This is a genomic window from Polynucleobacter sp. HIN8 (assembly GCF_030297615.1).
Taxonomy (GTDB): Bacteria; Pseudomonadota; Gammaproteobacteria; order Burkholderiales; family Burkholderiaceae; genus Polynucleobacter.
The window spans coordinates 1,287,733-1,307,191 of the sequence record NZ_AP028139.1 but is presented as its reverse complement, the minus strand read 5'-3'; the positions used below and the strand labels follow the sequence as shown (position 1 = coordinate 1,307,191).

Below are 19,459 nucleotides of genomic sequence, written 5' to 3'. Positions count from 1 at the left end.
GAACATGATCGAGATCCATGTCGACGGTAAGCCCGTTGAGGTGCCGCAAGGCTCGATGGTGATGCATGCCACCAATAAGTTGGGGACCTATGTTCCTCATTTTTGTTATCACAAGAAACTGAGCATCGCAGCGAACTGCCGGATGTGTTTAGTTGAAGTGGAGAAGGCGCCTAAGCCATTACCGGCATGCGCTACCCCCGTGATGGCCGGTATGAAGGTGTTTACCCATTCGGCCAAGGCAGTTGAGGCTCAAAAATCCGTGATGGAGTTTTTGTTAATTAATCATCCACTGGATTGCCCGATCTGCGACCAAGGTGGCGAATGCCAATTGCAAGATTTAGCCGTTGGCTATGGCAAATCCAGCTCTCGTTACAAAGAAGAGAAACGCGTGGTCTTTCATAAAAATGTCGGACCACTCATTTCCATGGAAGAGATGTCGCGTTGCATTCACTGCACCCGCTGCGTTCGCTTTGGGCAAGAGGTTGCCGGTGTGATGGAGCTTGGCATGATTAACCGCGGTGAGCATTCAGAGATCACGACCTTTGTAGGGCAAACGGTTGACTCTGAGCTCTCAGGCAACATGATTGATATCTGTCCTGTTGGCGCCTTGACTAGTAAGCCATTTCGGTATGCCGCACGCACTTGGGAGTTAGTCCGCAAGCGCTCAATTAGCCCGCATGATGCCGTGGGTACCAATACCACGGTTCAAACCAAGGCTAATCACGTGATGCGGGTAGTGGCACTTGAGAACGAGGCCATTAATGAGTGCTGGATCAGTGACCGCGACCGCTTTGCATACGAAGGTTTAAATAGCCCTGATCGTTTAACCACGCCAATGGTGAAACAAAATGGGCAGTGGTTAGAGACCGATTGGCAATCCGCTCTGGATTATGTAGTTCACTCTTTAGGTGATATTCAGAAGCAGCACGGCAGCCAAGCATTAGCCGCACTGGCTCATCCCATCGCAAGTGCCGAAGAGCTTTACCTCTTACAAAAAGTGATGCGCGGATTGGGAAGTCAACAGATTGAAAGTCGCCTTCGCCAAACCGATACCCGTGGATCTGCAGCACTTCCTTGGTTAGGCATGCCAATTGCCAAGCTCGGTGAACTCAAACGTGTTCTAGTGATCGGTAGCCATTTACGTAAAGATCTACCGTTGATCGCCGCTCGGGTACGAACGGCAACCAAGCAGGGTCTCAAGGTTTATCGACTTGATGCAGGTGGAAACGATTGGCTCATGCCGATTGCTGCCCATCTGAAATCGAAGCCCAGTCAGTGGGTGGATCAATTGGGTCAAATTGCCCAAGCGATTGCGCAAGCAAAATCCATTTCATCGCCATCCGGCCTTGCTATGAAGAGCATATCTCGTGAAGCGCAAACGATTGCAGATCAGTTACTCAGCAATATCAAACTCGAGAGCCCGGAACCGCAGGCCATCTTATTGGGATCATCAGCGATTGCTCATCCCAACGCCTCTGATTTACATGTTCTCGCCGAGTTTATTGCTAAGCATACGGGATGCGCCTTTGGATTCTTGTGTGAAGGGGGCAATGCGGTTGCTGCGCAGATGGTTGGTGCAACACAGGGAAATCAAGGTAGCATCGAGACCGTATTACAAAGTAAGGCGCGCGCCTACGTAATGTTGCATGTCGAGCCGCTTAATGACCTTCCCAACCCACAGTACACACGCTCTGCTTTGCAAGCTGCGGACACCGTGATTGCGATGAGCGCCTATACGAGCCCCGATTTACTTGAGTTAGCCGATGTGATTTTGCCGATCACACCTTATACCGAGACCATTGGAAGTTATGTGAATATGGCAGGGCAGGTGCAAACGATCCAGCCTTCAGTCCGTCCACTGGCCGATGCAAGACCAGCATGGAAGGTACTCCGAGCACTTGGAAGTCTTCTAAACCTCGAAGGTTTTTTATATAACCTGCCCGAGGAGGTCTATGCCGATGCCTTCGCTAAGCCTGTGCAGGACCTGCTAAACAATGGTTTTACAGCCACCCCTGAAGTCCAGCAGCGTGTTCCGCTTGCCGCAGCGCTCGAGCGTCTTGCTGATCAACCCATTTACTCAAGTGACGCGATTGTACGTCGGGCGCCTGCGTTGCAACGCACCCGTGATGCAAAAGATGCGACCATGGTTGGGGTGGGGCAGACCCTTTGGGCTCAACTTAGTTTGCAAGCCGGCGATCGCGTGGTACTAGCCCAAAATGGCCATACGGTGGAGGCAAGCGTTTTATTGCAACCGGACTTAGCAGACGGTGTGGTTCGCATCGCAACTGCCACAGAGTTAAGTGGGCAGTTGGCATCGATGTTTGGTGAAGTGAGCCTTTCTAAATCAACGGTGAGCGCTTAAGGTTTGTATGGGTAATTGGATCGATCTCATGACCAGTCACGGTGAAGACCTGTTTGGCTCCTTCTGGCCCTTGGTTTGGAGCTTAGCGAAGATCTTAATCATCGTTCTGCCGATCTTTGGCGCAGTTGCTTACCTCACGCTGTGGGAGCGTAAGCTGATTGGTTGGATGCATATCCGTTTAGGCCCCAATCGAGTTGGCCCCCTTGGATTATTTCAACCCATTGCTGATGCATTAAAGCTGCTCATGAAGGAGATCATTTCTCCAACGCGAGCTAGTCATACGCTTTACATTATTGCTCCATTGATGGTGCTGACCCCTGCGTTAGCTGCATGGGCAGTTGTGCCATTCCAAGCAGACTTGGTACTAGCGGATGTAAATGCTGGTCTTTTATACGTCATGGCTATTACCTCGGTGGGTGTGTATGGCGTGATCTTGGCAGGGTGGGCTTCAAACTCGAAGTACCCATTCTTAGGTGCCATGCGTGCTTCTGCTCAAATGATTTCTTATGAAATTGCCATGGGTTTAGCTTTGGTCACCGTATTAATGGTGGCCGGCTCATTAAATCTAAGTAACATTGTGCGCTCCCAAGAAGTTGGCATCTTCGCCGACATGGGCTTGAATTTCTTGTCGTGGAACTGGCTGCCTTTGTTGCCAATGTTTGTGATCTATTTCATCTCTGGGGTTGCAGAGACCAATCGTCACCCATTTGACGTTGTCGAAGGGGAGTCCGAGATTGTTGCGGGCCATATGGTCGAGTACTCCGGGATGGCCTTTGCCTTATTTTTCTTGGCCGAATACGCCAATATGATTCTGATTGCTGCCTTAACCTCGATCATGTTCTTGGGCGGCTGGTTGCCAATCCTCGATTTACCCATCTTGCGCGATATTCCAGGATTTTTCTGGCTATTTGCCAAGATCTTCTTTGTCCTCTCATGCTTTATTTGGTTGCGGGCTTCATTACCTCGCTACCGCTATGACCAAATTATGCGTTTGGGCTGGAAGGTCTTTATTCCGCTGACCGTGGTTTGGGTATTGTTGATTGGGGCTTGGATTTTGTCCCCCTGGAACATTTGGAGCTAATCACCATGTTCAAGCGCGCCTCCCAGTTTCTAAATAGCTTAATGCTCAAAGACGTTCTGAAAGGAATGTCGATTACGGGGCGTTATTTATTTAAACCCAAGATTACGATTCAGTATCCGGAAGAGAAGACCCCATTGTCACCACGTTTTCGGGGCTTGCATGCCTTGCGTCGTTATCCAAATGGGGAAGAGCGTTGCATTGCGTGCAAATTATGTGAAGCGGTTTGCCCGGCGCTTGCGATCTCGATTGAGTCTGATCAACGCGAAGATGGCACTCGTCGAACAACGCGCTATGACATTGACCTCACCAAATGCATTTTCTGTGGCTATTGCGAGGAAGCCTGCCCAGTCGATGCGATTGTTGAAACCAATATTTTTGAGTACTTCGGCGATAAGCGCGGCGATCTCTACTTTACGAAAGAGATGTTATTAGCAGTCGGTGATGAATACGAAAAACAAATTGCAGCCAACCGAGAGGCAGATGCCCCATACCGCTAATTGATTTATGACCCTCGATCCTGATTTCATTTTCTCCCTCTTTTTCTTTGCCTTCGCTGCGCTCTTGGTGATTTCTGCGTTGCGGGTCATCACAGTTCCTAATCCTGTGCACGCAGCCCTGTTCTTAGTTTTGGCTTTCTTTAGTGCCTCGGGAATTTGGATGCTCCTTAAGGCTGAGTTCTTAAGTTTGATTCTGATCTTGGTCTATGTCGGTGCCGTGATGGTGCTGTTCCTGTTTGTGGTGATGATGTTGGATCTTGATTTGGCGCACTTGCGACGTGACTTTAAGAAATATCTGCCCCTCGCCATGTTGATAGGGGTTGTGATTATTTTGCAACTTTCCATTGTCTTGATCCGTGGCTTCATTGGTACTACTGCACCAGTCAATACCTTGCCAGATGTGGTGGCCGCAAATAATACGCAAGCGCTGGGCTACTTAATGTTTACTGAGTACATCTACGCCTTTGAGGTTGCCGGTATTGTCTTATTAGTTGCCATCATCGCAGCCGTTGCCCTTACCTTGCGCAAACGCAAGGATGTTAAGGGTCAAAATATTGCAGAGCAGGTTGCAGTTTCCGCTAAAGATCGGATGCGAATTGTCTCGATGGATGCTGAGCGTGAGGCTAAACAAGATCTCAAGTCCCGATCTAACCCAGGTGATCAAGCATGACCATCACACTTGCTCATTATTTAGTTCTCGGCGCTATTTTGTTTGCAATTAGCGTCGTCGGCATCTTCCTAAATCGGCGTAACGTGATCATTCTCTTGATGGCGATCGAACTGATGTTGCTCGCTGTCAATATGAACTTTGTCGCGTTCTCTCATTACTTAGGCGATATGGCCGGTCAGGTATTTGTGTTCTTCATTCTGACGGTGGCCGCTGCTGAGGCTGCAATTGGTTTGGCAATCTTGGTGGTTCTATTTCGCAAGGTTGACACGATTAATACTGAAGATCTCGATCATCTCAAAGGCTAGTTGACATGACCACTGCTTTAACAACTGCCCATCTCTGTGCGATTCCACTAGCCCCCTTGGTGGGTGCGGCCTTCGCAGGTCTATTGGGTACCAAGTTCTTTGGTAATCGAATTGGTCAAGTGGCATCGCAATCGATCACGATTCTAGGGGTCGCAATCTCCCTCATACTGTCTTCCTGGGTTTTGTATGAGGTGATGAACGGCTATTACTTTGATGGCAGTGTCTATACCTGGATGAAGATTGGGGAGTTGAGTCTAGACATTGGCTTTCTGATTGATCCATTGACCGCAGTGATGATGGTGGTGGTGACCTTTGTCTCGTTGATGGTCCATATCTACACCATTGGATATATGGCAGGTGAAGAAGGCTATAACCGCTTCTTTGCATATATTTCTCTCTTTACCTTTGCGATGTTGATGCTGGTGATGAGCAACAACATGCTGCAACTCTTCTTTGGTTGGGAAGCAGTTGGTGTCGTGTCGTATTTGCTGATCGGTTTTTATTACGATCGTCCCACCGCGATTTTTGCCAATATGAAGGCCTTCTTAGTCAATCGGGTGGGTGACTTCGGTTTTATCTTGGGCATTGGCTTGTTACTTGCTGCCACTGGCTCGATGAACTACTCAGACATCTTTGCTCAAAACACTGTCTTAGCCGCTCAGACTGTCCCAGGAACAAACTGGAATCTGATCACCGCTGCATGTATCTGTCTATTTATTGGGGCAATGGGTAAGTCAGCGCAGTTCCCATTGCATGTTTGGTTGCCGGATTCGATGGAAGGCCCAACCCCAATATCTGCGTTGATTCATGCGGCCACCATGGTGACCGCGGGTATTTTTATGGTGACCCGTATGTCTCCATTGTTTGAGCTCTCGGATGTTGCTTTGAGCTTTATTTTGGTCATGGGCTCAATCACCGCGCTGTTCATGGGATTTTTGGGAATCGTACAAACGGATATCAAGCGCGTGGTGGCGTATTCAACCCTCTCACAGTTAGGTTATATGACCGTTGCACTTGGGGTCTCGGCCTATCCGATCGCGATCTTTCATTTAATGACCCACGCTTTCTTTAAGGCTTTGTTGTTCTTGGGTGCGGGCAGTGTAATTATTGGAATGCATCACGAGCAAGACATGCGCAAGATGGGCGGCCTCTGGAAATACATGCCCATTACATGTCTGATGATATTGATTGGTTCCTTAGCATTGATCGGCACACCATTTTTCTCGGGCTTCTATTCCAAGGACTCGATTATTGAAGCGGTAGCTGCAAGCACGATTCCTGGATCGGGATTTGCATACTTTGCGGTGATGGCGAGCGTCTTTGTGACCGCGTTGTATTCATTCCGCCTCTATTTTTATGTCTTCCATGGCAAAGAGCGCTTTGGTCATGATCATGGCCATCATCATTCGCATGATGCGCACGATGAGCATCATCATGGTCTTGCACCAGGCGAGAAGCCTCACGAGTCACCCTGGGTGATCACCTTGCCTTTAATTGCCTTGGCAATCCCCTCAGTGATTATTGGTTACTACACCATTGACCCGATGCTCTTTGGCAGTTTCTTTGGGGACGCTATTTTTGTGGACGATACTAAGCATCCTGCAATGGCAACTTTGGCATCCCACTTCCATGGGCCAGTGGCCATGGCCTTGCATGGCTTTACGACCCCTGTGTTTATTTTGTTGGCCCTTGGCGTACTCGTTGCTGCCATTTGTTATCTATGGGCTACATCCTTGCCCGAGAGAATTGCCAAGATCTTTGCGCCAATTAAGACACTCTTAGATAACAAGTACTACCTCGATGATCTAAATCAATGGATTTTTGCTAAAGGCGCGCTACTCCTTGGCGGTGGTTTATGGAAGCAAGGCGATCAACGGGTCATTGATGGCTTGATGGTCAATGGTAGTGCCCACTTGGTTGGTAAGTTCTCTGGGGTGGTTCGTCATTTGCAGTCAGGCTACCTCTATCACTATGCCTTTGCCATGATCGTCGGCCTGATTGGCTTAATGGCCTGGATTTTGTATACCCATATTTATATTGCTTACTAAGTACACCTGGTCATGATTCTTTCTTACGCGATTTGGATTCCGATTGTTTTTGGCCTGCTGATTTTGATCTATGGCTCTGAGCGTCCGTCCACTGGCGTGAAGTATTTGGCATTGGTTGGTGCCATTTTGGGCTTTATTGCCACCTTGCCCTTGATCGCTAATTTTGATGTAGCCAACGCCGGGATGCAGTTTGTGGAGAAGCACAGTTGGATTCCACGCTACGACATTAACTATTACCTTGGTGTTGATGGTATCTCGGTATGGTTTGTGGTGTTGACCGCGTTTATCAATATCTTTGTGGTGATTGCTGCTTGGGAGGTCATTACTGAGAAGGCCTCGCAATACTATGCCGCATTCATGATTTTGTCGGGTCTTATGATTGGCGTGTTTTCAGCGCTTGATGGTTTGCTGTTTTATATCTTTTTTGAGGCGACCCTCATTCCGATGTACATCATCATCGGGGTATGGGGTGGACAAAATCGCATCTATGCGGCATTTAAGTTCTTCCTCTACACCTTGTTGGGATCGCTCCTGGCGCTAGTTGCCATTTTGTATCTCTATAACCTGACCAATACCTTTGACTTACTCACCTGGCATCGGGCGAAGTTGGATATTGTGGAACAGGTTCTGATTTTTATTGCCTTCTTCATGGCCTTTGCCGTGAAGGTGCCAATGTGGCCATTGCATACTTGGTTGCCCGATGTTCACGTTGAGGCGCCAACCGGTGGCTCAGTGGTGCTGGCAGCCATTATGTTAAAGCTTGGTGCTTATGGATTCTTGCGCTTCTCGTTGCCGATTGCTCCGGATGCCAGCATCCTTTTAGGACCAATCATTATTTTCTTATCGCTAGTGGCGGTGATCTACGTTGGTTTGGTGGCACTGGTTCAGCAGGATATGAAAAAGTTGGTGGCGTACTCGTCGATTGCGCATATGGGTTTTGTTACTCTCGGCTTCTTTATTTTTAGTCCTCTTGGTATTGAGGGCGGCATTATTCAAATGATCTCGCACGGATTTGTATCGGGTGCGATGTTCTTGGCCATTGGCGTTTTATACGACCGTATGCACACCCGTAAGATCGCCGATTACGGTGGTGTGGTGCATCGCATGCCAAAGTTCTCGGCATTCATGGTGCTCATGGCGATGGCCAATTGCGGTTTACCAGCGACCTCAGGCTTTGTCGGTGAGTTTATGGTGATCTTGGCGGCTGTTGATTACGACTTCATGATTGGTCTGCTATCGGCAACCGCCTTAATCCTCGGCGCTGCGTATTCCTTATGGATGGTCAAGCGCGTCATTTTTGGTGCAATCACCAATCCAGAGGTTGCCAAGCTTGAAGACCTCAACGGCCGCGAGTTTTTTATGTTTATTGTTCTGTCGCTCTGCGTGATTGGCATGGGCGTGTATCCCAAACCCTTTACCGACATTATTCATCCTGCTGTGATGCAGTTGCTCGAACATGTCGCGATTAGCAAACTCTGAGTAAGGTTATTGCATGGATACTTTTGACCTGATTGCCATTGCACCTGAACTGATCCTGGCTTTTGTTGCCAGTGATTTGTTATTGACCAGCGCCTTCATTAAAGAAAAGAGCGGTCATGAAGCGAATGATGTATTTCATGCGCCACGCGCTGCATCCTTTGTGTATTTCTGTTCCTGCTTACTCTTAATTGGCTTGGGCATTGCATTTTTAAGCAGAATGATTGATCTGCCGTACTTTGCCATGGCCGGTCTGTTCCAGTCCGATCCGATTGCCAATCTGCTCAAAGCAGGGTGCTGCTTTGCGCTACTAATTAGCCTGATTTACTCCAAGCAGTATTTAATTGATCGAGGGCTCTTCCGACCTGATTTCTTGGTCCTCACTTTATTTGCTTTATTAGGCCAATTGGTTTTGATCTCCGCATCGAACCTCATTACCTTGTATCTGGGTCTCGAGTTGATGGCTCTTTCAACCTATGGTTTGGTGGCAATGCGTCACTCTAGCGGCTTATCCTCGGAAGCCGCGATTAAGTACTTTGTATTGGGTGCCTTGGCATCGGGATTCTTACTCTATGGCATGTCAATGATCTACGGCGTGACCGGATCATTGGATCTCTTGGAGATCTTGCGTTCGCTCCTCGATCCCCGGATTAATCACCTCATTATGGCCTTTGGTCTCGTCTTTATTGTGGCTGGTGTTGCCTTTAAGTTTGGTGTGGTGCCATTTCATATGTGGGTACCTGATGTCTACCAAGGCGCTCCGACCGCGGTCACCTTGTTGATTGCAGCAGCTCCAAAACTTGCTGCCTTCGCTCTGTTATTCCGCCTACTAATTAATACTTTATTGCCTTTAATTTCCGATTGGCAGCCAATGTTGATGATTCTTGCGGTTCTGTCGTTGGTGATCGGTAATATTACGGCGATCGCCCAAACGAATATTAAGCGGATGTTGGCGTACTCAGCCATTGCACAGATGGGCTTTGTGCTGCTTGGCATGCTCTCGATTTTTGATGATCACGCCTTTAGTGCCTCGATGTTCTACGTGATTGCCTACGTGATCACTACCTTGGGTACCTTCGGTTTGTTGATGGTCTTATCACGTAAGGGCTACGATTGCGACACTCTAGAAGGTTTAAAAGGTTTAAATCGTAAGCACCCATGGTATGCCTTCATTGGCCTCATCATGATGTTCTCCTTGGCTGGGGTACCTCCGACCTTAGGCTTTGCTGCAAAGCTCTCTGTTTTGGAAGCTTTGGTTGATGCCGATTACATTGCCTTGGCAGTCATTGCAGTGATTGCATCGTTGATTGGCGCTTTCTACTACTTGCGCGTAGTGAAGGTGATGTACTTTGATGAGCCAAGCCACGAGCATTCAGTAACTGGCTCAGGAATTACAAAAGGGGTGTTGGGTTTAAACGGTTTAATGGTTCTACTCTTGGGTATATTCCCAGCGGGCCTCATGGCCTTGTGCCTCAATATCATGCGCAATACCCTCATCGGTTCATAAAGGTTTGGGTATGAGCGAGAAATCGTTTCAGGACCTCGCGCATACCGATGATCATCTAGTTGAGAAGCGTGTATCGGGTGAGGATGTCTACTCTGGCATCTTTTTAAAGATGAAGCGTGACACCGTATTGTTGCCCGATGGGCAACAAGCACTGCGTGAGTATCTTGAGCATCCGGGCGCAGTCGCCATTTTGCCGATTCTGGAGGACGGGCGCATTTTAGTGGAGCGTCAATACCGCTATCCCATCGAGCAAGCTGTGATTGAGATTCCGGCGGGGAAGCTTAACGTGGGGGAGGACCCCTTACTCTGTGCACAACGGGAGTTGCAAGAAGAAACTGGTTACATCGCAAAACGATGGAGCAAGATTCGGCGGATTCATCCGGTGATTTCCTACTCCACCGAGTTTATCGATATTTATCTGGCAGAAGGCTTAACCGCTGGCCCGGCACGACTGGATGCGGAGGAGTTTTTGGATGTCTTTGCTGCACCCCTTGAGGAACTCATCGAGTGGGTTGAAAACGGCACGATTACGGATGTCAAGACCATCATTTCGCTGTACTGGCTGGATCGGCAACGGCGACTGCGTTAAGGGCTTAAAATAGCAATATCGACAAATATGTCATGTTGCTATTGAATATCCAACCTTCATCCCCATCTGCATTCCATGAAAGTCTATAACCTAGCGTGCGATCTCGAACATCATTTTGAGGGGTGGTTTGCCTCTGAGAATGACTTTTTGTCGCAACAAGCTGGTGGTACTTTATGCTGCCCGGTCTGCGATAGCGCCCATGTCAGCCGCCTACCATCCGCCCCTCATATTGGTGGCAAAGTAAGCGGTGATGAGCCAGTGTCTGTTGAACCAAGTCAAAGCATTGCCTTATCCAATGCGGATCATGGTCAGCTCGAGCGCCAAATCCAAGCAACGTTCATGAAAGCCATGCGGGACTTGGTAGGTAAATCAGAGGATGTTGGTGCTTCATTTGCCGAGGAGGCCCGAAAGATTCATTACAAAGAGTCGCCCGAGCGCAGTATTCGGGGGCAGACCAGTGCTGATGAGGTGATGGCATTACGCGAAGAGGGGATTGATGTCCTTGCACTTCCAGAAATGCCGGTCCTCAAAAATACTTTGCAATAATGTCAGCTTCTTGACGATTGTTTTGTAAAGGGCTCCATGGAAGAGCTGAGTTTTTGGGTTGGCATTATTGCTTCTGCAGCGTTTGCGATTACCGGGGTACTTGCGATCTCCGATCGAGGCGTTGATCTCTTTGGCGTTCTAGTTCTCGGTATCATCACGGCGATCGGTGGCGGTACGATTCGGGATGTGATTTTGGGGGTGCCTGTGTTTTGGGCCGATGCGCCCATTTATATTCTGGTGGCAGCGATTGCCAGCATCATTACATTCTATGCCGAATCCACTTTATCTCAGCCTCAGTTATACAAGGCCATTCTTTACATCGATGGCTTAGGTGCAGCTCTATTTGGGATCCAGGGCGCCGATAAAGCCTGGCATTACGACTTTGGTGGCTCGGCCGCAGCCATCATCTTGGGTGTGGTCACCGCAATTGGTGGGGGATTGATTCGGGATGTGTTGGCAGGACGTAAAACCTTATTGATGTCCTATGAGCTCTATGCAATTCCGGTATCACTCGGTTGCATGCTCTATGTCTTACTTCTCAACTACTTTCCAGAGCATGCGATCGTCGGATCGATTGCATGCATCGTGCTGATCTTTGCCTTTCGGTCAGCCGCGATTTACTGGAACCTCAAGGTTCCAGTAATGTTCATCTCACGTAAAAAGTAAACGACTCGCTTTATTTGGAGGTGGGCATGACAAACTCTGCCCCTTTGGAGATACTCTCCGGCCAGCGTTGCATGACACTCTTTTGCTTGGTATAAAAACGCACACCTTCTTTGCCGTACGCATGGGTGTCGCCGAATAGAGAACGCTTCCAACCGCCAAAACCATGCCAAGCCATTGGCACTGGAATGGGCACATTAATACCCACCATGCCAACCTGAACACGCCGTGCAAATTCTCGGGCGATATTGCCATCACTAGTAAAGCAGGCTACGCCATTGCCATACTCATGCGCATTAACTATATCGAGTGCTTCACTGAAGTTGGCTACGCGTACGCATGACAGAACAGGACCAAAGATTTCTTCTTTGTAGATCGTCATCTCTGGGGTCACTTGATCAAAGAGGGTGCCCCCGAGCCAGAATCCATTCTCAAAACCTGGAACCTTGAGCCCACGGCCATCGACTAATAACTTGGCACCACCACTCACACCTTGATCGATATAGCCAGTAATGCGCTCGAGCGCCGCCTTGGTCACAATCGGACCCATTTCAGCATCAAGCTCAAGGCCATTTTTGACTTTAAGGGTCTTGGTGCGTTCAATGAGTTTAGGCATCACTTTCTCAGCAGCATCGCCAACGAGTACGGCAACCGAGATGGCCATACAACGCTCGCCTGCGGATCCGTATGCGGCGCCAACTAAAGCATCTACCGCCTTATCAATATCGGCATCGGGCATCACCACCATATGATTTTTGGCACCACCTAGGGCTTGAACGCGTTTGCCATAATGGGCACCACGTTCGTAAATGTAATTGGCGATTGGTGTCGAGCCCACAAAACTCACTGCGCGGACCTCGGGATTTTCTAGGAGTGCATCAACCGCCTCTTTATCGCCTTGCACCACATTAAATACACCATCGGGAAGACCCGCTTCTTTTAGGAGGCGTGCTAATAGTAAAGAAGCTGATGGATCGGTTGGGCTGGGCTTGAGGATGAAGGTGTTACCGCAAGCAATTGCGACGGGGAACATCCACATCGGCACCATGACCGGAAAATTAAAGGGCGTAATGCCAGCAACCACACCGAGAGGTTGGCGCATCACCCAGTTGTCAATGTCGGTTGAGACCTGTTCGGTGTAATCGCCTTTGAGTAGCTCAGGAATGGCAGTAGCAAATTCCAGAATCTCAATTCCACGAGTGACCTCGCCTTGTGCGTCGGTAAATACCTTGCCGTGCTCAGCGGTGATGATAGCGGCCAGTTCATCGCGGTGACGATTTAAGAGCTCTAAGTATTTGAATAGAATGCGAGCACGACGCAGTGGGGAGGTATTTGCCCAGGCTAGGAACGCAGCGTGTGCAGTTGCCACTGCCTGATTGACATCAGCCTTGCTAGCTAGCGCCACGCGGCGCGAGATGCTCCCTTTGGCAGGGTTGTAGACATCGGCAAAGCGACTGCTTTGGGGCAGGACAATTTGGCCGCCGATGTAATGAGCAATATCTTCTTTAATTTCAAAGGCTTGAGGAGCATTCATGGTCTGGGTGTCTCGTGAAAATAGGCGGTTGGCAATTCAGTGGCTTACCAACGCATTGGTTATCAAAGCTATTGGTATCATTCTAATCGTTTCAGATAAACCCGTAAGCGGGTCACTCCCTCATCCTAATCCAACACACCGCCCATGACCCTCCTCTTTTCTTCCTACCCACTTTCAGCCCCCAAAGGATCTCTCATATTAGCTAATCGGGTGGTGGTGGCGCCGATGTGCCAATACTCTGCAAATCATGGTCAGGCGACCGACTGGCATTTGATGCATTGGGGTAATTTGCTCAATAGTGGCGCCGGACTTTTTATCATCGAGGCCACCGCAGTAAGCCCCGAGGGCAGAATCACTCCATATTGCTTGGGGCTATGGGATCAAGCGACCCAAAATGCATTACATACCACCTTAGAGCGAGCCAAACAATTGGCACCCAAGACCCCAGTATTCATCCAACTGGCGCATGCTGGTCGTAAAGCATCGAGTGCAGCCCCATGGCAAGGCGGTCAGTTATTACCAATGACTCAAGGTGGCTGGGAAACACAAGGGCCTTCCGATATTCCGCAATTGGAGGGTGAGCGACCACCGCATGCCTTGAAGGTGGAGGAGATACACAAGATCATCGATGACTTTGTGATTGCAGCCAAGCGTTCAAAAGAAATTGGTATCGATGGGATCGAACTTCATGCTGCCCACGGATATCTACTTCATCAATTTCTATCGCCGATTGCCAATCAGCGCCAAGACCAATACGGTGGATCACTTGAGAACCGGATGCGTTTTGTCTTGGAATTATTTGCGGCAGTCCGTGCTGAGTGGCAGGGCGTGTTGGGAGTGCGCCTCTCGGCCAGTGATTGGATTGACGACGGCTGGTCGCTTGATCAATCGATTGAACTGACCAAACAACTCCAAGCATTGGGATGCGATTACATCCATGTATCTTCGGGAGGAATCTCTCCAAAGCAGCAAATCAAGTTAGTACCAAACTACCAAGTACCATTTGCGAAAGCGATTAAAGCAGCAACTGGGATGCCAACCATGACCGTTGGTCTTATCACTGATCCAAAGCAAGCAGAGGCCATCCTTGAAAACCAAGAGGCTGATTTGATTGCACTGGCGCGTGCATTCTTATACAAGCCCCGTTGGGCGTGGGAGGCAGCAGCAGCCTTAGGAGGGCAAGTGAGTGCCAGTCCGCAATACTGGCGTTGCTTACCGAGGGAAGCGCAAAGCGTTTTCGTGGAAGCAAAGATGGGGCAGCGTTAGAATGAAATCAGCATAACTACAAGAGGAGACTACGATGACCACAAAAAGAGTTCTTAAGACGCTCGTCGTTACCACATTCGGTATTGTTCTGGGTTTTATTGGTCCTAAAGCGATTGCTCAAAATTTTCCGGATCGACCGATCACGATCGTCGTCCCAGTCCCTCCGGGTGGTTTAGTTGATGCATCAGCGCGTTTATTGAGCGAGCCATTAGCACGTGTGATTGGCCAATCGATTGTGATTGATAATCGTCAGGGAGCGAGTGGCAATATTGCCTATCAATACGTTGCCCGCAGCAAACCGGACGGCTACACCTTGCTAGCCTCTTACTCCGGGTACCACGCAGCCAATCCTCTTCTCATGGATAAGTTAAATTGGGATCCCTTTAAAGACTTTACGCCAATTGCTTTATTAACGGTCGCTATGAACGTCATTGCGATTCATCCCTCGGTTCCTGTGAACAACCTAAAAGAATTTATTGCGTATGCCAAAGCAAACCCAGGGAAGTTGAACTACGCCTCTCAAGGAAATGGCTCGGTCTCGCACATTGGAACCGAGATTTTTGAGCAAGCGACCGACATCAAATTAACTCACGTTCCCTATAAGGGGTCTGGGCAAGCAATTCAGGATGTATTGGCTGGACAAGTGCAGGTCTTTATTACAACCCCGCCCTCGGTCATGGGCCACATTCAAGGCGGTAGATTGAAGGCGCTAGCAGTGACTGGTAAAGCTCGACATCCAATGATGCCCAATGTGCCAACGGTTGCTGAGGCGGGTTTGCCAGAATTTGAGCTGGAGTCATGGGTTGCGCTATATGCTCCCGGAGGAACTCCAGCGCCGATTGTGAACAAATTAACGCAGGATGTAAAAAAAGCCTTAGAACAACCAGAAGCTAAACAGCGGGCAGATGCCGCAGGAATTGAGCTACGTTATCTAAATCCGCAGGCAACCGATGCCTTGCTAAAAAGAGAAATTGCGTTAACTCAAAAAGCGATTAAAGCAGCAAACATTAAAATTGATTAATTGAAATCGGATCCGAGAGTTGTTGGGCAAGAGCGCTTGCAGCGCTCAGTAACAAGCGATCTTGTCCGGGTCCTGCAACCAGCGTGACCCCAACTGGTAGACCATTGGGCCCAGTAGTAACAGTCAAATTGATGCAGGGTAAACCAAGCAAGGTCCAGCCGCGACTAAAAATGGGGTCGCCGGTTTGCTCTAAGGTCTTTGGAGCCTCTCCGGTTGCGCTTGGCGCTATCAAAATATCGACCTGATCCGCAAAGAGTTCCTTGATGGCAGCGCGGGCTAGTTTGGCCTTGAGGAGCGCAGCATGATAGTGATCATACGTAATCGCATCACCACGCTCAATAATCGCTTTGAGGGTTGGGCTAATTTGATCAAAGTGATTGAGCTTTTCAAAGGTAAAACTTTTGGCCATCTCAAAGAGCATGATGGTGGTTTGGGTTTCACTTAGCTTAGCGCAATCCATCGGCAGGGCAATTTCACCAACACCACCGTTTGCAAATGCTTTTGCCGCAAAGCCGGCGAGTGAGAGGGCGGCAGCAGTTTCAGCCTGAGCATGAGCAAAATCATCGGTCTTGCAAATCCCAATACGGATCTTTGACTCTAAAGGAGCAATGTTCATCAGATCATGATCAGCCGACATTGCGGCAACGCCTAAAGCCACATCCGATACGGTGCGACCAAAAACACCTAGGGTATCTAGCGTTACCGAGAGGCTTTTAACTCCACCAATACTGATCTTTCCGTAACTGGGTTTATAACCAACCACACCGCAATAACTTGCTGGTCGAATAATCGAAGCAGCCGTTTGGCTTCCTGTAGCAAGAGGAACCATGTAATCAGCAACCGCCGCAGCAGAGCCGCTCGAGGAGCCACCGGGCGTGTGATCCAGATTGCGGGGATTGCGCGTGGGTCCCGGAGTGAAGCTTGCAAATTCAGTGGTGACTGTTTTGCCCAATATGATGGCGCCTGCCTCGCGCATTAGAGATACCGAAACCGCATCGCAGATCGGATGATTATTGCCATAGATGGGGGAGCCGTAATTGGTGGGCAGGTCGTGCGTATCAAAAAGATCCTTCACCCCAATCGGTAAGCCATGCAATATCCCCTGAATCGGTCCACGATCGAGTTCACGGGCTTGGGTTTGGGCATGTATCTTGGCAAAGCTTACCCAGGCATGCACCTCAGGCTCACGTATCCCAATTTGATTTAAGCAATCATTGAGTAAATCCTCAGCCTTGATTTCGCGTTGGGCGAGTGCTTTTGCGGCTTGTGTTGCGCTCAGATTAGCTAGGTTTTTTAAGGAGGTCATCGCTTAGACTCAAATGCGTTTATGCTCGTGGTTTTGTTGCTTGATCCTTTTAGAATACTCCATTTACCTTTTTATCCCCCACTTATTGTATGAGTCAAAGTAATTCCTCTCACACCACTCGCGAAGCTTGGTTACAAGATGGTGTTCGCCATTTGGAGCCTATTTTTGCAAAGGCGGGTTATGTTATTCCGCCGGTCAGGGTCTCGTGTGGTTTTCCGGCATCGAGTAGCCCACGAACGACCTTAGGCCAATGCTGGCCGCGGGAGCGCTCGGGTGGTGGTGTTAATGAGATCTTTATCTCTCCGAAGTTAGATGATCCCGTTACGCTTCTCGATACGCTTGTGCATGAGCTGTGCCATGCAGTGGATGATTGCCATAGCGGTCATGGTGAGGATTTCAAGGGAATTTGCCAAGCGGTTGGTCTTGAAGGGCCTGCACGCATGGCGCATGCATCGGAGGCCTTGCAAGTGCGCCTCATGACCATTGGTCAAAAGTTAGGCCCTTATCCTCATCAAGCGATTGTGTTTCCTCCACCGCGAGCCAGTAATCTCAGTCGCAATAAGGCTAAGTGCCCACAATGCGGCTATGAGGTGACGCTCTTAAAGCGCTGGGCAAGTTATGGCGCACCCATTTGCCCCAAAGATAACCTGCGCATGGAAGAGCTCGCATTATCAGTTCCGGGGGCCGATACCGACGAGGAGGCCAAAGAAAAGGAGCGCCAGGCAGAGCGTGAAATCCGCCGAGCCATCAGCTAGTAAAATCGATTTTTTAATCAATGAGACATGATTCATGAACACAAGAAAGAAAATAACGAATCCTAAAATTGCTGTGATTCCAGGTGACGGAATCGGTAAAGAGGTGATGCCGGAGGGTGTACGTGCATTAGAAGCGGCTGCCAAAAAGTTTGGTATTCAATTTCAGTTTGATCATTTTGATTTCGCTAGCTGCGATTACTACCAACAGCATGGCAAGATGATGCCGGATAACTGGTTTGATACCCTCATGAAGTACGATGCCATCTTCTTTGGGGCTGTTGGAATGCCCAACATCTTGCCTGATCATTTATCGTTGTGGGGCAGCTTGATTCAGTTCCGTCGTGGCTTTGATCAGTACGTCAATCTGCGCCCAGTCCGTTTATTGCCAGGTGTACCGTGCCCACTAGCGAACCGTAAACCTGGGGATATCGATTTCTTTGTAGTGCGTGAGAACACGGAAGGGGAGTACTCAGCCGTTGGTGGCAAGATGTTTGCGGATACCGATCGCGAGATTGTGGTTCAGGAATCAGTCTTCTCACGCCATGGCGTCGATCGCATTCTGAAATTTGCCTATGAGTTGGCGCAGAGTCGTCCTAAGAAGCATCTAACTTCCGCAACCAAATCCAATGGCATTGCGATCACGATGCCGTATTGGGATGAGCGGGTCGAGGCAATGGCGAAGAACTATGCCGATGTCAGGACAGATAAATACCATATCGATATCTTGACCGCTCAGTTTGTGATGAACCCCGATCGCTTCGACGTGGTGGTGGCATCTAATTTGTTTGGTGACATTCTGTCTGATTTGGGTCCCGCATGCACTGGCACGATTGCCGTCGCACCGTCAGCCAGTATTAATCCGGAAGGGAAGTTCCCGTCGCTCTTTGAGCCTGTGCATGGTTCAGCCCCAGATATTTATGGTAAGAACATTGCTAATCCAATCGGTCAAATCTGGAGTGGTGCACTCATGCTCGATCACTTAGGTTATCCAGAAGCCGGTACACGCGTATTTGAAGCCATTGAGTCTGTGCTATCCGCTGGTCCTGCGCATGCTCCCCTCACACCAGACATTGGTGGCAAAGCGAGTACTCAGGATTTAGGTAAGGCAATCGCAGCTGCGATCTAGATAAGATTAGAGACCCCAAATCGGGGTCTTTTTACTGGCTTTCTCAATTGCTTGTAAAACCTTTTCATGCTCGGCGCAATCGAGCTCACTTGCTTTGAAGTAGATCAAGTCAGTTGGCAGCGGCGCTTTTGCTAGGCCATCTTTGCCAGTTGTGCTGTAATCAATTAAATCAATGGTGAGGTCATCCTGACCTCGGGTCATGGCTAAGTACACCTCTGCTAAGAGCTGAGCATCAAGTAAGGCGCCGTGGAGGGTGCGGTGTTCGTTGCTGACTGCAAAACGTTCACATAAGGCATCAAGCGAATTGCGTTTACCTGGAAACATACGGCGCGCATCCACTAGGGTATCGGTAATTTTTGCGGCAAGCTCTGAGAAATTAGGGCGCTTGAGTAAGGCGTACTCATTGTTGAGAAACGATAAATCAAAGGGCGCATTATGAATAATCACCTCAGCCCCAGCAATGAACTCAGTGAGCTCATCAACAATCACTCCGAAGACGGGTTTATCGGTTAAAAACTCTCGCGATAGACCATGCACTGCAAATGCACCCTCGGCAATATCGCGTTCGGGATTAATGTAGTGATGGAGGGTCTTACCGGTTTGGCGGCGATTGATGAGCTCAATACAGCCAATCTCGATGATGCGATCACCGGTGGCTGGATTTAGTCCAGTGGTTTCGGTATCTAAGATGATTTGACGCATACCTA

At 49.1% G+C, this 19,459-nt stretch carries 18 protein-coding genes; 15 read left to right on the top strand and 3 right to left on the bottom strand.

The annotated features are described in order from the left end of the window. The first annotated feature begins 4 nt into the window (after positions 1 to 4). The 11 genes from nuoG to QUE65_RS06815 all read left to right on the top strand — a co-directional run bounded on the left by nuoG (position 5) and on the right by QUE65_RS06815 (position 11,747). Positions 5 to 2,362 (top strand): NADH-quinone oxidoreductase subunit NuoG, encoded by a 2,358-nt coding sequence (nuoG, locus tag QUE65_RS06865; RefSeq protein WP_286282477.1) that lies wholly within the window; start codon positions 5 to 7, stop codon positions 2,360 to 2,362. Positions 2,363 to 2,369: 7 nt separating this feature from the next. Further along, on the top strand, positions 2,370 to 3,443 hold the full coding sequence (gene nuoH, locus QUE65_RS06860) for an NADH-quinone oxidoreductase subunit NuoH (protein ID WP_286280256.1): 1,074 nt from the start codon (positions 2,370 to 2,372) through the stop codon (positions 3,441 to 3,443). 5 nt (positions 3,444 to 3,448) lie between these two features. Further along, positions 3,449 to 3,940, top strand: coding sequence for an NADH-quinone oxidoreductase subunit NuoI (gene nuoI / locus QUE65_RS06855; RefSeq protein ID WP_108508728.1), 492 nt, complete (start codon positions 3,449 to 3,451; stop codon positions 3,938 to 3,940). A 7-nt stretch (positions 3,941 to 3,947) separates the two neighbouring features. Then, complete coding sequence (locus QUE65_RS06850; RefSeq protein ID WP_215369232.1) at positions 3,948 to 4,610, top strand: NADH-quinone oxidoreductase subunit J; 663 nt, start codon at positions 3,948 to 3,950, stop codon at positions 4,608 to 4,610. Beyond that, positions 4,607 to 4,915 (top strand): NADH-quinone oxidoreductase subunit NuoK, encoded by a 309-nt coding sequence (gene nuoK / locus QUE65_RS06845; RefSeq protein WP_108508726.1) that lies wholly within the window; start codon positions 4,607 to 4,609, stop codon positions 4,913 to 4,915. Before QUE65_RS06850 ends, nuoK begins: the two co-directional genes overlap by 4 nt. Before the next feature lie 5 nt (positions 4,916 to 4,920). Further along, entirely contained in the window at positions 4,921 to 6,963 is a 2,043-nt protein-coding gene (gene nuoL, locus QUE65_RS06840) for an NADH-quinone oxidoreductase subunit L (RefSeq protein ID WP_286280254.1), read from the top strand. A 12-nt stretch (positions 6,964 to 6,975) separates the two neighbouring features. Further along, positions 6,976 to 8,442 (top strand): NADH-quinone oxidoreductase subunit M, encoded by a 1,467-nt coding sequence (locus tag QUE65_RS06835; RefSeq protein ID WP_215369227.1) that lies wholly within the window; start codon positions 6,976 to 6,978, stop codon positions 8,440 to 8,442. A 13-nt stretch (positions 8,443 to 8,455) separates the two neighbouring features. Beyond that, positions 8,456 to 9,946 carry an NADH-quinone oxidoreductase subunit NuoN gene (gene nuoN, locus QUE65_RS06830; protein WP_286280252.1) on the top strand — a complete coding sequence of 497 codons (1,491 nt, stop codon included), beginning with the start codon at positions 8,456 to 8,458 and terminating at the stop codon, positions 9,944 to 9,946. Positions 9,947 to 9,956: 10 nt separating this feature from the next. Continuing rightward, complete coding sequence (locus tag QUE65_RS06825; RefSeq protein WP_286280251.1) at positions 9,957 to 10,535, top strand: NUDIX domain-containing protein; 579 nt, start codon at positions 9,957 to 9,959, stop codon at positions 10,533 to 10,535. A 75-nt stretch (positions 10,536 to 10,610) separates the two neighbouring features. Next, positions 10,611 to 11,081, top strand: a complete 471-nt coding sequence (locus QUE65_RS06820; protein ID WP_286280250.1) for a DUF1178 family protein — start codon at positions 10,611 to 10,613, stop codon at positions 11,079 to 11,081. Between the two features lie 36 nt (positions 11,082 to 11,117). After that, a complete protein-coding gene (locus QUE65_RS06815) occupies positions 11,118 to 11,747 on the top strand; it encodes a trimeric intracellular cation channel family protein (protein WP_215369209.1) in 630 nt (209 codons plus the stop codon). 10 nt (positions 11,748 to 11,757) lie between these two features. Here the strand turns inward: QUE65_RS06815 and QUE65_RS06810 are convergent, their stop codons facing one another. Then, a complete protein-coding gene (locus QUE65_RS06810) occupies positions 11,758 to 13,278 on the bottom strand; it encodes a CoA-acylating methylmalonate-semialdehyde dehydrogenase (RefSeq protein WP_286280249.1) in 1,521 nt (506 codons plus the stop codon). A gap of 144 nt (positions 13,279 to 13,422) precedes the next feature. Here QUE65_RS06810 and QUE65_RS06805 point away from each other — a divergent pair, with 144 nt between their 5' ends. Together QUE65_RS06805 and QUE65_RS06800 are read left to right on the top strand one after the other, a co-directional pair. Next, complete coding sequence (locus QUE65_RS06805) at positions 13,423 to 14,544, top strand: NADH:flavin oxidoreductase/NADH oxidase (RefSeq protein ID WP_286280248.1); 1,122 nt, start codon at positions 13,423 to 13,425, stop codon at positions 14,542 to 14,544. 34 nt (positions 14,545 to 14,578) lie between these two features. Then, the gene (locus QUE65_RS06800) at positions 14,579 to 15,565 is read left to right on the top strand and encodes a Bug family tripartite tricarboxylate transporter substrate binding protein (protein WP_286280247.1); all 987 of its coding nucleotides are present in this window, start codon (positions 14,579 to 14,581) and stop codon (positions 15,563 to 15,565) included. Here QUE65_RS06800 and QUE65_RS06795 read toward each other — a convergent pair. Continuing rightward, a complete protein-coding gene (locus QUE65_RS06795; RefSeq protein ID WP_286280246.1) occupies positions 15,552 to 16,871 on the bottom strand; it encodes an amidase in 1,320 nt (439 codons plus the stop codon). The two genes, QUE65_RS06800 and QUE65_RS06795, sit on opposite strands and share 14 nt — an antisense overlap. 89 nt (positions 16,872 to 16,960) lie before the next feature. Between QUE65_RS06795 and QUE65_RS06790 the strand changes: the two genes are divergently transcribed. Beyond that, positions 16,961 to 17,626 (top strand): SprT-like domain-containing protein, encoded by a 666-nt coding sequence (locus QUE65_RS06790; RefSeq protein WP_286280245.1) that lies wholly within the window; start codon positions 16,961 to 16,963, stop codon positions 17,624 to 17,626. A gap of 52 nt (positions 17,627 to 17,678) precedes the next feature. Continuing rightward, positions 17,679 to 18,752 (top strand): tartrate dehydrogenase, encoded by a 1,074-nt coding sequence (locus tag QUE65_RS06785; RefSeq protein WP_286282474.1) that lies wholly within the window; start codon positions 17,679 to 17,681, stop codon positions 18,750 to 18,752. 6 nt (positions 18,753 to 18,758) lie between these two features. Here QUE65_RS06785 and dnaQ read toward each other — a convergent pair whose 3' ends face one another. After that, positions 18,759 to 19,454, bottom strand: coding sequence for a DNA polymerase III subunit epsilon (gene dnaQ / locus QUE65_RS06780; RefSeq protein ID WP_286280244.1), 696 nt, complete (start codon positions 19,452 to 19,454; stop codon positions 18,759 to 18,761). Between the last annotated feature and the right edge of the window lie 5 nt (positions 19,455 to 19,459).

Bases quoted from the DNA above. Each gene is read 5' to 3' on its own strand.
- QUE65_RS06825 (WP_286280251.1), top strand. From the start codon at position 9,957: ATGAGCGAGAAATCGTTTCAGGACCTCGCGCATACCGATGATCATCTA.
- nuoK (WP_108508726.1), top strand. From the start codon at position 4,607: ATGACCATCACACTTGCTCATTATTTAGTTCTCGGCGCTATTTTGTTT.
- QUE65_RS06850 (WP_215369232.1), top strand. From the start codon at position 3,948: ATGACCCTCGATCCTGATTTCATTTTCTCCCTCTTTTTCTTTGCCTTC.
- dnaQ (WP_286280244.1), bottom strand. From the start codon at position 19,454: ATGCGTCAAATCATCTTAGATACCGAAACCACTGGACTAAATCCAGCC.
- QUE65_RS06805 (WP_286280248.1), top strand. From the start codon at position 13,423: ATGACCCTCCTCTTTTCTTCCTACCCACTTTCAGCCCCCAAAGGATCT.
- nuoH (WP_286280256.1), top strand. From the start codon at position 2,370: ATGGGTAATTGGATCGATCTCATGACCAGTCACGGTGAAGACCTGTTT.
- QUE65_RS06835 (WP_215369227.1), top strand. From the start codon at position 6,976: ATGATTCTTTCTTACGCGATTTGGATTCCGATTGTTTTTGGCCTGCTG.
- QUE65_RS06815 (WP_215369209.1), top strand. From the start codon at position 11,118: ATGGAAGAGCTGAGTTTTTGGGTTGGCATTATTGCTTCTGCAGCGTTT.
- QUE65_RS06795 (WP_286280246.1), bottom strand. From the start codon at position 16,871: ATGACCTCCTTAAAAAACCTAGCTAATCTGAGCGCAACACAAGCCGCA.
- nuoG (WP_286282477.1), top strand. From the start codon at position 5: ATGATCGAGATCCATGTCGACGGTAAGCCCGTTGAGGTGCCGCAAGGC.
- QUE65_RS06800 (WP_286280247.1), top strand. From the start codon at position 14,579: ATGACCACAAAAAGAGTTCTTAAGACGCTCGTCGTTACCACATTCGGT.
- nuoN (WP_286280252.1), top strand. From the start codon at position 8,456: ATGGATACTTTTGACCTGATTGCCATTGCACCTGAACTGATCCTGGCT.
- QUE65_RS06810 (WP_286280249.1), bottom strand. From the start codon at position 13,278: ATGAATGCTCCTCAAGCCTTTGAAATTAAAGAAGATATTGCTCATTAC.
- nuoI (WP_108508728.1), top strand. From the start codon at position 3,449: ATGTTCAAGCGCGCCTCCCAGTTTCTAAATAGCTTAATGCTCAAAGAC.
- QUE65_RS06820 (WP_286280250.1), top strand. From the start codon at position 10,611: ATGAAAGTCTATAACCTAGCGTGCGATCTCGAACATCATTTTGAGGGG.
- nuoL (WP_286280254.1), top strand. From the start codon at position 4,921: ATGACCACTGCTTTAACAACTGCCCATCTCTGTGCGATTCCACTAGCC.
- QUE65_RS06790 (WP_286280245.1), top strand. From the start codon at position 16,961: ATGAGTCAAAGTAATTCCTCTCACACCACTCGCGAAGCTTGGTTACAA.